Raw genomic sequence first — 15,044 nt, forward strand, 5'->3', positions numbered from 1 at the left:
AATTAGTCTGCCTTTCTTTGTAAATTGCACTACTAAATACTTCCTCTTCTCAGTGGCATGAACCGAATTGCTCCCCTCTTACTCCTTGCCTTGCTTTCCACAGGCTGCCAAACCAAAGACACCCTTTTTACCCTGCTTGATCCGGGCGACACCGGTGTTGAATTCAACAACTTCATTGACGAAGATACCGAGAACAACGTACTCGAGTACGGCTACTTTTACAATGGGGGCGGGGTAGCGGCCGCCGATTTTAACAACGACGGGCGGGTAGATCTGTACTTCACCGGTAATATGGTGGCCAATAAGCTGTACCTGAATGAGGGCGAGATGAAGTTTAAAGACGTCTCTGAACAAGCGGGAGTAGCCTTAAATGAGGGATGGAAAACGGGTGTGTCGCTGGTAGATATCAATGACGATGGCTGGATCGACCTGTACGTGTGCCGGTCGGGAGCGGCCAATCCGGCGCTACGTCGTAACCTGCTCTATGTAAACAATGGCAAAACTGCCGACGGCATCCCTACCTTCACCGAAAGGGCAGCCGAGTACGGCCTGGACGATCCTTCGTACACTACGCAGGCGGTTTTCTTCGATTATGACAAAGATGGCGATACCGACTGTTTTCTGCTCAACCACTCGGTGCAGGAGTACGCCGGCTTTAGCAATCTCCTGAGCAGCTATCGGCAGCAACACAATCCGGCCTACGGTAATAAGCTCCTCCGTAACGAGGGTGGGAAGTTTGTGGACGTGACGGATCTATCGGGTATTGTATCCAACGTACTCAGCTTTGGGCTGGGTATTAACGTCAATGACTTCAACAACGACGGCTGGTCGGACCTCTATATCGCCAACGATTACAACGAAAACGACTACCTGTACCTCAACCAGAAGGATGGTACCTTTAAGGAAGTCATACGGCAGGCTACGGGGCATGTTTCGCTCTACTCCATGGGTACCGATGCCGCCGATCTGAATAACGATGGCTGGGCGGACATAATAACGCTGGATATGCTGCCCGCTACCAACGACCGGATCAAGCTAACGGCCGGAGATGATAACTACGACAAGTACCAGCAACTGCTGATGGCCGGCTTCCACGACCAGACCATGCGCAACATGCTCCAGCTCAACAACGGTACCAATGCCGAAGGAGTACCGGTATTCAGCGAAGTAGGTCAGCTGGCGGGTATCTCCAACACCGACTGGAGCTGGTCGGCGCTGATGGCCGACTTTGACAACGATGGCTTCAAAGACCTCTTCGTAACGAACGGCTACGCCCGCGACTACACCAACATGGAGTTTCTGAAGTACTCCACGGATGTTCAGCTCTCCTCACGTACCTCGGGCAAGACGCCCGAGCAGATGGACATTATAGCCGAGATGCCCCCCATCAACCAGCCCAACTATATCTTCCGAAACGAGGGGAATCTGAGCTTTACCAAAAAGATGGAAGACTGGGGCTTTGACAGGAAGAGTCAGTCCAATGGAGCTATTTACGCGGATCTGGATAATGATGGTGATCTCGATCTGGTAACCAGTAATGTGAACGAGAAGGCATTTATCTACCGGAACAACAGCAAAAAGAGTGACTCCAGCCAGTACATAGCTCTGCAGTTGCAGGCCCCCCGCTTTGCGCAGAAGGCCGGGGCCCGGGTAGTGCTCTATGGGGCTGGCGGGGCAGTACAGATGCAGGATTTTATGCCGGTGCGGGGTTTCCAGTCGGCCATGTGGGGACCACTGCATTTCGGGCTGGGAAACAACCGGATCATCGATTCCGTACGTGTTACTTGGGCGGACGGAAAGACGCAGACCTTAACGGGCATTACCGCCGGCAAACCCATTGTAGTTGATTACAAGAATGCTGCTGCTGCCGGACTGCCGGAGGCCAAAGCCGCGCCCCTTCTAGAGGAGGTAGCTGGCATCACCTTTACCCACCGTGAAGACAAACGCAATGACTTCCGGATACAAACCCTCCTCCCAACCATGCAGTCGTTTCAGGGGCCCGCTATGGCCCAGGCAGACCTGAATCAGGATGGTATACCCGATGTATATTTGGGAGGAGCCCGTGGCCAGGCCGGTGAGCTATTCCTGAGCCAGGGCGGCAACTACAAGTCGGCTTCGGTACCGGCCTTCGTGCAGGACGCCCTTTTTGAGGACTCCGATGCGGCCTTCTTTGACGCCGACGGAGACGGCGATCCCGACTTACTGGTGACCAGCGCCGGCTATGAGCTGAATCCGACGGACACGCTACTTCATCCCCGGTTCTACCTGAATGAGGGGAGCCGGTGGACCAGAGCCTCCTTTCCGGCTCTCACGATCAATGCTTCCTGTGTGGCGGTAGCCGATCTGGATGGGGATCAGGATCTGGACTTGTTTATTGGCGAGCGCGTGGCACCGGGACGATTCCCGCATAGTCGTGGAGGGTACCTGCTGCTCAACGATGGCAAAGGAAGATTCACCGACAAGACCACCCAACTCCTGCCGGCGCATGAGTCGCTGGGAATGGTGACTGGAGCTGTATTTCAGGATCTGAACAAGAACAAGGTACCTGAGTTGGTCACTGTAAGCGACTGGGGGGGCATACAGGTGTGGCAGAGGGACGGCAAAGGCGTATGGCAGAACGCCAGCGAAACATGGGGCACCTCCTCCCTTACCGGCTGCTGGACTGCCCTGGAGCCAGCTGACCTGGATGGAGATGGCGACGTGGATTTTGTGGTAGGTAACATGGGTACCAACTGGCAATGGAATCTGACAGCTCCGCAGGGCTTAAAGCTATATACAGATGAGTCATCGGAGCGTACGGTGCCGGTGGTAACGGTACGGGCCGATGGCAAAGAGTACCCTTACGCCAGCCGGGATGAACTCCTGGATCAGGTACCTGCTCTGAAGAAGAAATTTACTGATTATATAAGCTACTCCAGCGCCACCCTGGCGGATCTGTATTCTACCGATCAGCTGCAGAAAATGCCCCCTCGTGAAGTAGCCGAATTCAGGAGCGGAATATTGGAAAATACTAATGGTAAGCTCATCTTCAAACCCCTGCCCGTTCAGGCTCAGTTTTCACCTGTACATGCGGTAGCGTTGGCGGATCTGGACGGGGACGGCAGCCGGGATATTGTACTCGGCGGCAACCAGAGCAAGGTACGGGTAAGGCTGGGCCGAAACGACGCCAATCTGTTGCAGGTGTTTCTGAATAAAGGAAAGAATGGCTTCGAGTACCTGCCTCAGGCACGTAGCGGACTCTACCTGACGGGTGATGTACGGAGCCTAGTCGTTCTTGATCGGCCGCAGGATTTTGTGATAGTGGTGGGCAGGAATGATTTACCTATAAAAAGCCTTCAAATAGTGAAAAAGAGGTAGGAAAAACGGCTAAAAAATTGTATATTTACACGATTAAAAAACCCATAAGACGGGTGCTTTATATTTTAGTGTAAAATAACCTATATGGCAAACGAAGCAACGCTAGAAGTAAGTAATTATCTAGCTGATAACATTCAAGTACTGGAAGGCCTGGAGGCCGTGCGTAAGCGCCCGGCGATGTACATTGGCGATACTGGTTTCAAGGGAGTTCACCACCTTATATGGGAGGTAGTAGATAACTCCATTGACGAAGCAATGGCTGGCTATTGTGACACCATTGACGTCATCATTCGTGAAGACAACTCGGTTACAGTAAAAGATAACGGGCGGGGTATCCCTACCGGAATACATACAAAGGAAAAACGCTCCGCGCTCGAAGTGGTTATGACCGTACTTCACGCGGGGGGTAAGTTTGATAAAGATACCTACAAGGTATCAGGTGGTTTGCACGGGGTAGGGGTATCCTGTGTGAATGCGCTTTCTACTGACCTGCGCGCCGAAGTACACCGCGAAGGCAAAGTATTCGAGCAGGAGTACCAGAAAGGACAGCCTCTGTATCCGGTGCGCGTAATAGGTGAGTCGGACCGTACCGGTACCATCATCCATTTCAAGCCCGATGATACTATATTCACCGTTACGGAATACAAGTACGATACCGTAGCGACCCGTCTGCGTGAGCTTTCATTCCTGAACAAGGGGATCAAGCTTACCCTGACTGATGACCGCGAACTGGATGAAAACGGACAGCCGCGTCATGAAGAGTTCTTCTCTCAGGGTGGTCTGGTGGAGTTTGTATCCTATCTGGATGCTACCCGTCCTCCGCTGATCCCGGATCCAATCCACATGGAGAACGATAAGGGTGTAGTACCTGTGGAGGTATCCATGATCTATAACACCTCGTACAGTGAGAACGTATTCTCGTACGTAAATAACATCAATACCATCGAAGGAGGCACCCACGTATCCGGTTTCCGGGCGGCCCTGACCCGTACGCTGAAAGGCTACGCGGACAAGTCAGGTATACTGGCCAAGGAGAAGGTAGAGATCAGTGGGGATGACTTCCGGGAAGGATTGACGGCGGTAATATCGGTAAAAGTAGCCGAGCCGCAGTTTGAAGGACAGACCAAGACCAAGCTGGGTAACTCCGACGTAGCCGGTGCGGTAAGCCAGGTAGTAGCCGAAATGCTCGAGACCTATCTGGAAGAGCACCCCAAGGAAGCCCGGATCATCATTGATAAAGTAGTGCTGGCGGCCAAGGCCCGTATCGCAGCCCGTAAGGCCCGCGAAATGGTACAGCGTAAGAACGTACTGACCGGTACCGGACTACCTGGTAAGCTGGCCGACTGCTCCGAAACAGATCCTAACCTGTGTGAGCTATACCTTGTAGAGGGGGACTCGGCGGGTGGTACTGCCAAGCAGGGTCGTAACCGGGCGTTCCAGGCGATTCTGCCGTTACGTGGTAAGATCCTGAACGTAGAGAAAGCCCAGGAGTACCGTATCTACGAGAACGAAGAGATCAAGAACATGTTCACGGCGATGGGTGTCCAGATCGGTAAGGACGGTGACGAGCGGGCCCTAAACATCGACAAGCTGCGTTACCACAAGATCATCATCATGACGGATGCCGATATTGACGGTAGCCACATTCGTACGCTGATCCTGACGTTCTTCTTCCGCTACATGAAGGTTCTGATTGATAACGGGTACGTGTACATAGCACAGCCACCTCTGTACCTGATCAAGAAGGGCCGCGAGGAGCGCTACTGCTGGACCGAGCCACAACGCGAAGCTGCCGTACGTGAGTTGGGAGCCGGACGCGAAGAGTCGGTACACATACAGCGTTACAAAGGTCTTGGTGAGATGAACGCCGAACAGCTCTGGCAGACTACCATGAACCCCGAGCACCGCAGCCTTAAGCAGGTAACGGTAGAGTCGGCTGCTGAGGCCGATCACCTGTTCTCGATGCTGATGGGCGATGAAGTAGGTCCTCGTCGTGATTTTATCGAACGCAATGCCAAATATGCTCGTGTAGATGTGTAGAGCCTTTTAAGGTCTTTGCATTCATTCTGAGAAAATTATACGATACGGGTGGCTGACTGTAGTTCGGCCACCCGTTTTTTATGGTTTTACTGGAAGAGAAGAATTAACAATAGCATTATCTCCAACCCTGAAAGAGTACCTCTTTTATGGTTAGTATTGCAGTATAATCAACGAAGATAGAGACTTTCCTGTGGTAGAGCAGGAGGTAGGCAGGTGCCCTGGCAACCCTGTTTTTGGGGTAAAGCCGTACTGTTCAGGATGATCCCTTCGTTCTTTGATAAAGTACCCGATCGGCCTCACAACCAGTGGCCGCTTTTTTAGTTATATATATACATCAAGAAGATTCCCTTTAGCCTATGAATAACGATCCTGACCATATATCCAGCAGTGAAAAAAAACATACATTTTCCAATCTGCTATCCTATTTTAGTGACCGCCGCGACAGCCAGGAAGAAGGTCGGTTTATGCGCTCTGACGAGAAAGTAAATAACGTCATTGAGCAGAGCGACTTTATCAGCCGGGATCTTAGTTGGCTACGATTCAACGAACGGGTGCTGGACCAGGCCAAAAACCCGGAGCGTAATGTATTTGACCGCCTGAAGTTTCTGGCTATTACTTCATCCAACCTGGACGAGTTCTTCACCATCCGGATTGGTAGCCTGTATAATTACCTGGATTACGGAAAAGAACGGGTGGATTACTCAACCTTGCGTGAAGTACCTTTCCGTAAAACCCTGTTTAAAGCAGCCCAGCAGTTTGTCAAAGAGCAGCACGACTGTTACAACCAGCAACTGGTTCCTCTGTTTAAGGAGCATAAGTTTCGTCTGGCCAACATAGCGGATCTTGATGAAGAAGAACAGCGAAAGGTATCCGACTATTTCGATCGTACAGTATACCCCATGCTGACCCCCATGCTGTACGATTATACGCACGTATTTCCGGTACTGCTGGCTAAGGTACTTATATTCGGAGTCATAACGCAGGCCGCTGATACTACGTCTGCCGACGACCGTAAGCTATCGTTTGTGCAGTTGCCTCCCAACCTGCCCAGGTTCTACGTGATCGAGCGTGACGAGGAGATCCTCTTCCTGCCTATCGAGAACATCGTACGGCAGTTTATCACCAAGCTATACCGCAACGTAGATATTGTATCGGTTAATCTGTTCCGGATCATGCGGAATGGTGATTTTTCACTGGATGAAAGCGATGATATCGAAGCCGGATTGATTGACGAAATCAAGCAAAAGATCAAAAACCGTCGGCTCGGTAGAGTAGTGCGGGTTGAAATAGAGCCTGGTCTGGATGGAGAGCTCCTTAATCTGCTCAAGAAGCGCTGGGAGATTGATGACTACAATGTATTCAAGACGGAGGGCTTCCTGGACTATACCGCCTTCTGGCAGATCATCAAGCATCCGGAGTTCAAAGATCAGATTCCACCTATCCACCCTCCGGTACCACCACTGGGGTTAGGCAAGGAGCGTAATACGGATATATTTGAGGTAATGCGGGAGCGGGACATCATGCTGCACCATCCCTACAACAACTTCGAGCCGGTGCTACAGCTCCTCGAGCAGGCAGCCGAAGACCCTAATGTGCTGTCCATCAAGCTGACGATCTATCGCCTGGCCAAGAAGTCACGGGTGACGGAGGCCCTGCTAAGGGCTGCCGAAAACGGTAAGCACGTAGCGGTACTCTTTGAGGTGAAGGCACGGTTTGACGAAGAGAACAATATCCGGGAGGCGCAACGCCTGCAGAAGGCCGGTTGCTTTGTGATCTATGGTATCGGACTCCTGAAGACCCATACCAAGCTGTTGCTCATAGTCCGGAATGAAGGCGACCGCGTTGTGCGCTATGCCCACATGTCCAGCGGTAACTACAACGAAGAAACGTCCCGCCTGTACACGGATATAGGTATCCTGACTACCAATGAGGAGTACACTCACGATATATCCGAGTTCTTCAACGTTATTACGGGCCACTCCCTGCCGAGTGAATACCGTAACCTGATCACGGCTCCCCGCGACATGCGCAAGAAGCTCATCGAACTGATTACCCGCGAAGCAGAAAATGCCCGTCAGGGGCTCGACAGCGGCATCTGTATCAAGATCAATTCGCTGGAAGACCGGGAGGTAATTGAAGAACTATACAAAGCCTCACAGGCTGGAGTCAAGATACGGCTGATCGTACGGGGTATATGCTGCCTGCGTCCCGGTCGCAAAGGGCTGAGCGAAAACATCACAGTACGCTCCATTGTAGGGGATTTCCTGGAGCACTCACGCCTGTTCTACTTCCATAACAACGGTCATCCGCTCGTGTACGGAGGAAGCGCCGATGTCATGGTTCGTAGCTTTGATCGCCGGATCGAGTCGCTTTTTGCACTTGTGGATGAGCGTGTGAAGCAGGAGGCTATTCATATGCTGGCTTACAACCTGCGCGACAATGTCAATGCCTATGAGCTTAGAGAGGATGGCTCGTACGTGAAGTGTACAGAAAACAGCAAGAGCAATCCATTCAACATCCACAAGGAATTCTTCAAAGTAACGATGGAGGAAGTAATGGAGGCAAGGCTTTTTGATGCGGACACACTTGATCCAACCGATACGGTATGTGAACTGACTACCAACAGTGAAGAGTAGAAGGGAGTTGATCTTATTAAAATACAAAACGGACCAGTAAAGGAACAGCCCTTGCTGGTCCGTTTTGTTATATATCCTTACTTCATAAATCGTAGCGCGAGGGGGTAGTGATATACACTGCCATTGTTGGCTCTGATGCTGCCAATGATCATCAGTACAATGGCCGCCAGCATAATCAGGAAGTAGATTATCCCCACAATGATACTGGTACCTACCATCCCCATCACTCCCGATTCGGAGGCCGCCTCATCGCCCGCATTACTTCCCATCAGCATCCGCATCATAGAGCCTCCAAAAAATAGCACGGAAATAAAAAGTATAACAAATCCCGCAATAGTAAGCGTAATCTGGAAGTTAACAGACTCAATACCATTGGCTTTGGCAAAAGTACTCCTATCACGGTACATGTAGTACAAGCCTATGGCAACGATCAGACTCAGGAAAGGAATAGGTATAAAAACATTCAGCAGAATAGCCAGTAGAGGGCCCAGGTGCATCCACATTCCTAATGAATGGTCGTTGGAGCTACTTGGGTGCGGCGTAGACGACGAATACGGCTGGTTTTCCATGAGGATGAATTAGTTAACGGTGTAGAGATTATATTGAAATATACGAAAAAATTGATATAACGCAAATTCAGATAGATAGGCCAAAATTGCCTAATTTTGCGGCTTCGTGGCTTTTAATAACTAATCATTGATGGAAAGATTAACCGGGTTAATTGGTGTAGTACTTATTTTGGGGATAGCCTATGCGTTATCAAATAATCGTAAAGCAATAAATTTCAGAACAGTTGGTGTTGGATTAGGGCTTCAGTTTGGATTGGCAGTATTTATTCTAAGAACAGAAACAGGACAGGCCGTTTTTAAATGGTTGGGCGAAAAAGTACAAAAACTACTGTCTTTCTCAGATCAGGGCGCAGACTTCGTATTTGGTACATTGGTTCGCAGCGATCAGATGCGCAGAGCCTTTGGGGAGGGCAACGATTATATATTTTTCTTTAAGGTAATACCTACTATTATCTTTGTGGCAGTACTGGTCAACATGTTGTACCACATCGGTATTATGCAGCGTGTGATAGGTGTAATTGCCCGAGGTGTATACTGGCTGATGGGGGTTAGTGGTGCCGAAGCTCTGTCCAACGTAGCCAGTACATTTGTAGGTCAGGTAGAGGCTCAGATCATGATCAAGCCGTACCTCAAAGGTATGACCAACTCCGAATTGATGGCCTCCATGTCAGGTAGCTTTGCCTGTATAGCCGGTGGGGTAATGGCCGTGTATATCTCCTTAGGAGTACCTGCTCCTTACCTGATTGCGGCTAGTCTGATGGCGGCTCCGGGAGCCCTGGTAATCTCGAAGATCGTATATCCCGAAACAGAAGTATCCGAAACCAAAGGAGCTGTAAAACTGGAAATCAAAAAGACCCACGCTAACCTGCTCGACGCGATTGCCGCCGGCGCCAGTGAAGGTCTGAAAGTAGGATTCAACGTAATAGCCATGCTGATTGGTTTTATCGCGCTGGTAGCCCTATTTGATTACATATTAGGGTTAGTTGGAGGAATTTTTGCCTTCCCCGAACTGAGCATGAACTTCATCCTGGGTAAGGTATTTTCGGTATTTGCGTGGGCTATGGGCGTACCTTCTCAGGATGTAGAAGTAGCCGGAGCTCTGATGGGTACCAAGATGGTGATCAATGAATTTGTGGCGTATCTGGATCTTGTAAAGGTGAAAGAAACACTCGATCCCAAGACCCTGGTTATTACCAGCTTTGCCCTTTGTGGATTTGCCAATTTCAGCTCCATCGCCATTCAGGTAGGAGGTATCGGTGAGCTGGCTCCGTCACGTCGTTCCGATCTGGCCCGATTGGGTTTCAAAGCCCTGATCTGCGGTACGCTGGCTTCTTATATGTCGGCTACACTGGCTGGTATTCTGATGTAAATAATCCGAAACAGTACCATAAAAAGGCCTCTGGCGGATATCCGCCAGAGGCCTTTTTAGTTAGTAGTTTATCAGGTACTACTGAATCTTCAATTCGTAGGGCAGTCGGGCCTGCATACCTTCCATACGCATCACCTGCTGGTACATCTTTACATACGGTGCCAGCTCGCCCAGATGCTTAGCCAGTGCTTTCTCTTCTGAGTTGCCGGTCAGCTTGCCCAGGATATTCTCAAAAGGATTGATCTTTTCGGGGTAGAAACGAACGCGATAATCACCCTCTTTGAGTTTAGCGGCTTTGGCCGCCAGCAGGATCGCCTCATCCAGACCTCCCAGTACATCCACCAGTCCGTTGGACTTGGCCTCAACGCCTGACCATACCCGGCCCTGAGCCAATTCGCGCAGCTTCTCTACCGGCATATTACGACCTGCGGCGGCTTTACGGGTAAAGGTATTGTAGCCTTCGTTGACGCTCCGCTGGAACATATCCTTCTCAAACTCGGTCATTTCGCGCGTTACGGTAGGCCAGTCGGCGTGCTGGTTGGTCTTGACCCGGTCGAAGGTAATACCCAGCTTATTGTTCATGAAGTTTTCTACGTTGAAGAGTAGCGCGAAGATACCGATAGAGCCCGTAATGGTATTGGGCTGCGCCACGATGGTATCGCAGGCCATGGCTATGTAGTACCCACCCGAAGCCGCCATGTCGGACATAGACGCTATGACCGGCTTCTTCTTAGCCGTAAGCTGTACTTCCCGCCAGATCACATCCGAAGCCAGTGAACTACCTCCGGGGGAGTTGATCCTGAGTACCACCGCCTTTACTTTATCATTATCACGTACCTTTTTCAGCTCTTTTACCAACTTCTCCGAGCTGATTACTCCTTCGCTTCCCTCACCGGATACGATCTCACCTTCGGCTACCAATACAGCAATGCGGTTGTTGAAGTCACCTGTCTGTGCTTTGTGTTCGGCTTTGAGGTATTTATCTACGGATACGTAACTGATGTCTTTTTTGGCATCCAGCTTCAGCTCCTTCCGAAATACATTCTCAAATTCATCCTGATAGCCCAGGTGGGTCACCAGCTTATGTTCCAGCGCCGAAGTAGGATTACGGATGCTCAGGGAGTCAGCCAGATTGAGTAGCCGGGTAGCTGAGAGCTTACGGGCCGTGGCTATATTATTAATAAAATGGCCGTTAATGGCCTGAAGGAGTTCAGCCGTTTGTCTTTTGCTGGCTTCGCTCATGTCTTTGCGGGAGAACATCTCCACCGCACTCTTGAACTCACCTACCCTGAATACGACCGGCTTGATGTCCAGCTTGTCGAAGGTACCTTTGTAGAACTCATACTCCGCCGACAGACCATTCCACTCCATAGCACCGGCCGGATTGAGGTAGATCTTATCAGCCACTGAGGCCAGGTAGTAGCCTTTCTCGCTGTAGAATTCGCCGTAGGTATATACAAACTTCTTTGTTTTCTTGAATTCCAGTAGTTCATTCCGGATTTCTTCCAGGGTAGCCCAGCCGGCCGTAGGAGATTCTACTTTCAGATACACCCCCTTGATCTTATCGTCTTCACGGGCGTAGGTAAGCGCAGCGCGTATATCTTTCAGACCAATAACATCCTGTGTACTGAAGAAAGGACCGCCAATGTCAGAAAATGGATTTTCAACACCTACTTCCTGAACGGGTTTGTTCAGATCGATCTTCAGAATGGAGTTGTCATTGATGGCAACTTTTTCATCCGCCGAGAAAAGAGAACCTATACCAATCAGCAGGAAGAGGGATAGAAGTGAAAAAATAAAGATACCCACAACGGTAGCGAGTACGTATTTCAGGAATTGTAACATAACTGCGACTGTACTATGAGATAGTTAGTATTTGGTATAGTAATTGAACAAAAATAATAATTAATTCCTCCCTTAAAGGGTATAATTTAGGGCAAAGGTTTATAAGGAGTTACAAGCGGCAAAATAGGAGTACCAGTAGGCCCTTTAACGCGTGTAGATACATTATCGGATAACTTTACGTGCATAGAATTGTTGTATACTTGCCAAAAAATCATTTATGAAGAAAACGCTTTACTTAGTTCGTCACGCACAAGCTGAAGATCGTGCTCCCATGTTTAAGGACTTTGATCGTGAACTTACCGGAAGAGGAGTAATGGACGCAGCAAGAATGGGACGACACCTGGCTCAGCAGGAAATGATAGTCAATAGAATAGTAACCAGTAGCGCTGTCCGTTCTTATCAGACGGTCAAGGTTATGGCCGAGCAGTTGCATTTTGACGTGGATGCGATCGAATGCTGGGATAACCTGTACGACGGTGGCCCCCAGGCCTACCTGAAGGCCGTCAATACCACTCCCGAAGATTGTCAGTTGCTGATGCTGTGTGGTCACAATCCGGATATATCCTACTTTGCCGAGTACCTGACCCGCTCGGATGTGGGGTCGATGGAGAAGGGGAGCGTGGCGATTTTTGAATTTGAAGACCTGAACTGGGCGGAGGTATCCGGCAAAACAGGTACCTTTGTGAGGTACGAATCTCCCAAGCAATTCAGAGATAAGATTTGAGGTATGGCCGATCCCAACCGTAACCGTAAGATATTCATTGCAGTCTTTAGCGTATTTACGCTGCTGATAGCCCTGCTTACCATTGATATGGCCCGCAGGACTACGGCCCCTTGGAACAAGCCGAAGCAGCTGGAGCGGGCCCTGCCGGGAGCCCTGCCATCGTCGGATACCATCCTGCTTGACTCCATCCTGGGAGGTGATAATGTAAAGGATAGCTGATACTGCCTTACGGGTACACCTGTCACAAAAAAGCCCCACATCCAGCTGGACGTGGGGCTTTGATATTGATATGCTATAAGGTTAGCCGTTCACAACCCGTCCACCGTTGGGGTGAAGTACCTGACCGGTCATGTAGGAAGCATCTTCACTGGCCAGGAATACATAGCAGGTAGCTACCTCGCAGGGTTGGCCGGGGCGTCCCAGCGGGGTGTTCTTTCCAAAACTCGCTACTTTCTCTTCGTCAAAGGTAGCCGGAATCAGTGGTGTCCAGATCGGGCCCGGAGCTACTGCATTGATACGGATATTCTTTTCCGCCAGACTCTTTGAGAGTGATCGGGTAAAGGCCACAATAGCGCCTTTGGTAGAAGAGTAGTCGAGCAATTGAGGACTCCCTTCGTAAGAAGTAACGGACGTGGTGTTGATGACACAGTCGCCCTCGTTCATATGCTTCAGAGCAGCCTGTGTAAAGTAGAAGAACGAGAATATGTTGGTAGTAAAGGTACTCGTCAACTGCTCAGCAGTGATCTCCTGTATATCATCCTTAGGGTGCTGCTCAGCGGCATTGTTGACCAGGATATTCAGCTTGCTTAATTCCTGTACCGTTCTTTCTACCGCCTCCTTGCAGAAGCTCTCATTGCGTATATCACCCGGCAGCAGCAGGCACTTCCGGCCTTCGGACTCTACCATCTGCTTCGTCTTCTGGGCATCCTGGTCTTCGTCCAGGTATACAATGGAAACATCAGCCCCTTCACGGGCAAAATGTACCGCTACTGCCCGGCCAATTCCACTGTCACCACCCGTAATCAGGGCTACTTTTCCTTCTAGTTTTCCACTTCCCCGGTAGCTGTCCCGAATTACAACCGGTTCCGGATCCATCTGTGCTTCAATACCGGGTTGTCTGGACTGCGTTTGTCCTTTTACTTCTTCTGGTAAGTTCATGAGTAGTCTAAGGTTTAGTATTTTAAAAATATTTAACCCTGACTATCCTAAAAAACACGTACCAAGAGGGCAATGAGCAGTGACCAGTGTTCAATGACCAATTATGATTGAGTTAATGGGTGAATGAGAGAATAGATGATTAGGAGAATCACCTTCACCATGGCCTGTGTCCCCACAGGCTTTTGGAGATACAGTAGTACCATCAGAAGGATTAGCTTATAGTGCCAATATGCAGATGGGTAAAATCCGTTAGCCAGAATGAGGCACCCGTCGCTGTTGGGTGAAAGCTCCTCCCTTTACTCCGCGTGGCGGCCCTACCACCTTTCCTGCTTTTCTTCTTTCCACCTTCCTCCTTTCCTCCCTTCCTCCCTTCCTGCTTTCCTCCTTCAAGACCTATGCCCTTGGATGGAACTCGGTGATGATCTGCCGGAGGTAATCGCGGTCGAGGTGGGTATAGATTTCGGTAGTGGTGATGGACTCGTGGCCCAGCATCTCCTGCACGGCCCGAAGGCTGGCTCCGCCTTCTACCAGGTGCGTAGCAAACGAGTGGCGGAAGGTATGCGGACTGACGTTTTTGGTAATACCGGCTGCTGCGGCTACATCTTTGATGATCATGAATACCATGACCCGCGATAGCTGGCCACCGCGCTTGTTCAGGAACAGGATATCTTCGCTATCCTTCTTGACGTCCAGGTGCGAGCGTACGTGGTCGAGGTAGAGTTGGGTGTACTTGATGGCATCACGGCCAATGGGTACCAGCCGTACCTTATCGCCTTTACCCAGTATACGCAGGAAGCCCACGTCAAAGTAACAGTTGGTCAGTTGCAGGTTGACCAGTTCCGACACCCGCAGGCCGCAGCTATAGAGTACTTCCAGCATGGCGCGGTTGCGGGTACCTTCGGGCGTAGTGTGGTCAATGGCTTCCAGCATCCGCTCGATCTCCGGGTAGCTAAGTACATCGGGGAGCTTGCGGGGCAGCCGGGGTGACTCGATCAGCTCGGTAGGGTCCTGGGTGATGGCGTTTTCTAACATCAGGTACTTAAAGAATGCCTTGATGCCCGATAGTAGCCGCGCCTGTGAATGCGCCGACAGCCCCAGCTCCGTGAGGTACTTAAGGAATCCCAGCAGGTGCTCTTCTTTGATGTCCGTAGGGGAGGAGGCTACTCCCATCAGCTCGGCGTATTCATTGAGCTTCTCGGCGTCGTGTACGTAGGCCTGCACCGAATTATCCGAGAGGGAGCGCTCGAGCCGGAGGTAATCTTTAAAATGTTTGATGTAGCTTTGCCACATAGGAGCTGTTAGCTTTTAGGTGTTAGTAGTTAGCTGATTGAGGTTAGCTGATTCGT

At 50.4% G+C, this 15,044-nt stretch carries 10 protein-coding genes; 6 read left to right on the plus strand and 4 right to left on the minus strand.

What is annotated here, in order from left to right; all coding sequences use genetic code 11:
• Window positions 1-57: 57 nt before the first annotated feature.
• The 3 genes from JTN23_RS02040 (at window position 58) to ppk1 (ending at window position 8,033) form a co-directional block, all read left to right on the plus strand.
• The gene (locus JTN23_RS02040) at window positions 58-3,357 is read left to right on the plus strand and encodes a VCBS repeat-containing protein (RefSeq protein ID WP_247232012.1); all 3,300 of its coding nucleotides are present in this window, start codon (window positions 58-60) and stop codon (window positions 3,355-3,357) included.
• 84 nt (window positions 3,358-3,441) lie between these two features.
• On the plus strand, window positions 3,442-5,397 hold the full coding sequence (gyrB, locus tag JTN23_RS02045) for a DNA topoisomerase (ATP-hydrolyzing) subunit B (RefSeq protein ID WP_247232014.1): 1,956 nt from the start codon (window positions 3,442-3,444) through the stop codon (window positions 5,395-5,397).
• A gap of 356 nt (window positions 5,398-5,753) precedes the next feature.
• The gene (gene ppk1 / locus JTN23_RS02050; protein ID WP_247232015.1) at window positions 5,754-8,033 is read left to right on the plus strand and encodes a polyphosphate kinase 1; all 2,280 of its coding nucleotides are present in this window, start codon (window positions 5,754-5,756) and stop codon (window positions 8,031-8,033) included.
• 77 nt (window positions 8,034-8,110) lie between these two features.
• Here the strand turns inward: ppk1 and JTN23_RS02055 are convergent, their stop codons facing one another.
• The gene (locus JTN23_RS02055) at window positions 8,111-8,602 is read right to left on the minus strand and encodes a DUF4870 domain-containing protein (protein ID WP_247232016.1); all 492 of its coding nucleotides are present in this window, start codon (window positions 8,600-8,602) and stop codon (window positions 8,111-8,113) included.
• Window positions 8,603-8,732: 130 nt separating this feature from the next.
• Between JTN23_RS02055 and JTN23_RS02060 the strand changes: the two genes are divergently transcribed.
• Complete coding sequence (locus JTN23_RS02060) at window positions 8,733-9,971, plus strand: NupC/NupG family nucleoside CNT transporter (RefSeq protein WP_247232018.1); 1,239 nt, start codon at window positions 8,733-8,735, stop codon at window positions 9,969-9,971.
• A 78-nt stretch (window positions 9,972-10,049) separates the two neighbouring features.
• On the opposite strand, the gene sppA is transcribed toward JTN23_RS02060, so the two are convergent.
• The gene (gene sppA, locus JTN23_RS02065) at window positions 10,050-11,816 is read right to left on the minus strand and encodes a signal peptide peptidase SppA (protein ID WP_247232020.1); all 1,767 of its coding nucleotides are present in this window, start codon (window positions 11,814-11,816) and stop codon (window positions 10,050-10,052) included.
• A 217-nt stretch (window positions 11,817-12,033) separates the two neighbouring features.
• On the opposite strand from sppA, the gene JTN23_RS02070 reads away from it, so the two are divergent.
• Both JTN23_RS02070 and JTN23_RS02075 read left to right on the plus strand, forming a co-directional pair.
• The gene (locus JTN23_RS02070; protein ID WP_247232022.1) at window positions 12,034-12,540 is read left to right on the plus strand and encodes a SixA phosphatase family protein; all 507 of its coding nucleotides are present in this window, start codon (window positions 12,034-12,036) and stop codon (window positions 12,538-12,540) included.
• Window positions 12,541-12,543: 3 nt separating this feature from the next.
• Entirely contained in the window at window positions 12,544-12,759 is a 216-nt protein-coding gene (locus JTN23_RS02075; protein ID WP_247232024.1) for a hypothetical protein, read from the plus strand.
• Between the two features lie 81 nt (window positions 12,760-12,840).
• On the opposite strand, the gene JTN23_RS02080 is transcribed toward JTN23_RS02075, so the two are convergent.
• Window positions 12,841-13,698: an SDR family oxidoreductase gene (locus JTN23_RS02080; protein WP_247232025.1), complete on the minus strand. Its 858-nt coding sequence runs from the start codon at window positions 13,696-13,698 to the stop codon at window positions 12,841-12,843.
• A 393-nt stretch (window positions 13,699-14,091) separates the two neighbouring features.
• Window positions 14,092-14,988, minus strand: coding sequence for a site-specific tyrosine recombinase XerD (gene xerD / locus JTN23_RS02085; RefSeq protein ID WP_247232026.1), 897 nt, complete (start codon window positions 14,986-14,988; stop codon window positions 14,092-14,094).
• Window positions 14,989-15,044 lie beyond the last annotated feature (56 nt).

The organism is Telluribacter roseus (assembly GCF_017355915.2).
Classification (GTDB): domain Bacteria; phylum Bacteroidota; class Bacteroidia; order Cytophagales; family Spirosomataceae; genus Telluribacter.

Coding starts and splice junctions, on each gene's coding strand:
- JTN23_RS02040 (WP_247232012.1), top strand. CDS start 58: ATGAACCGAATTGCTCCCCTCTTACTCCTTGCCTTGCTTTCCACAGGC.
- gyrB (WP_247232014.1), top strand. CDS start 3,442: ATGGCAAACGAAGCAACGCTAGAAGTAAGTAATTATCTAGCTGATAAC.
- ppk1 (WP_247232015.1), top strand. CDS start 5,754: ATGAATAACGATCCTGACCATATATCCAGCAGTGAAAAAAAACATACA.
- JTN23_RS02055 (WP_247232016.1), bottom strand. CDS start 8,602: ATGGAAAACCAGCCGTATTCGTCGTCTACGCCGCACCCAAGTAGCTCC.
- JTN23_RS02060 (WP_247232018.1), top strand. CDS start 8,733: ATGGAAAGATTAACCGGGTTAATTGGTGTAGTACTTATTTTGGGGATA.
- sppA (WP_247232020.1), bottom strand. CDS start 11,816: ATGTTACAATTCCTGAAATACGTACTCGCTACCGTTGTGGGTATCTTT.
- JTN23_RS02070 (WP_247232022.1), top strand. CDS start 12,034: ATGAAGAAAACGCTTTACTTAGTTCGTCACGCACAAGCTGAAGATCGT.
- JTN23_RS02075 (WP_247232024.1), top strand. CDS start 12,544: ATGGCCGATCCCAACCGTAACCGTAAGATATTCATTGCAGTCTTTAGC.
- JTN23_RS02080 (WP_247232025.1), bottom strand. CDS start 13,698: ATGAACTTACCAGAAGAAGTAAAAGGACAAACGCAGTCCAGACAACCC.
- xerD (WP_247232026.1), bottom strand. CDS start 14,988: ATGTGGCAAAGCTACATCAAACATTTTAAAGATTACCTCCGGCTCGAG.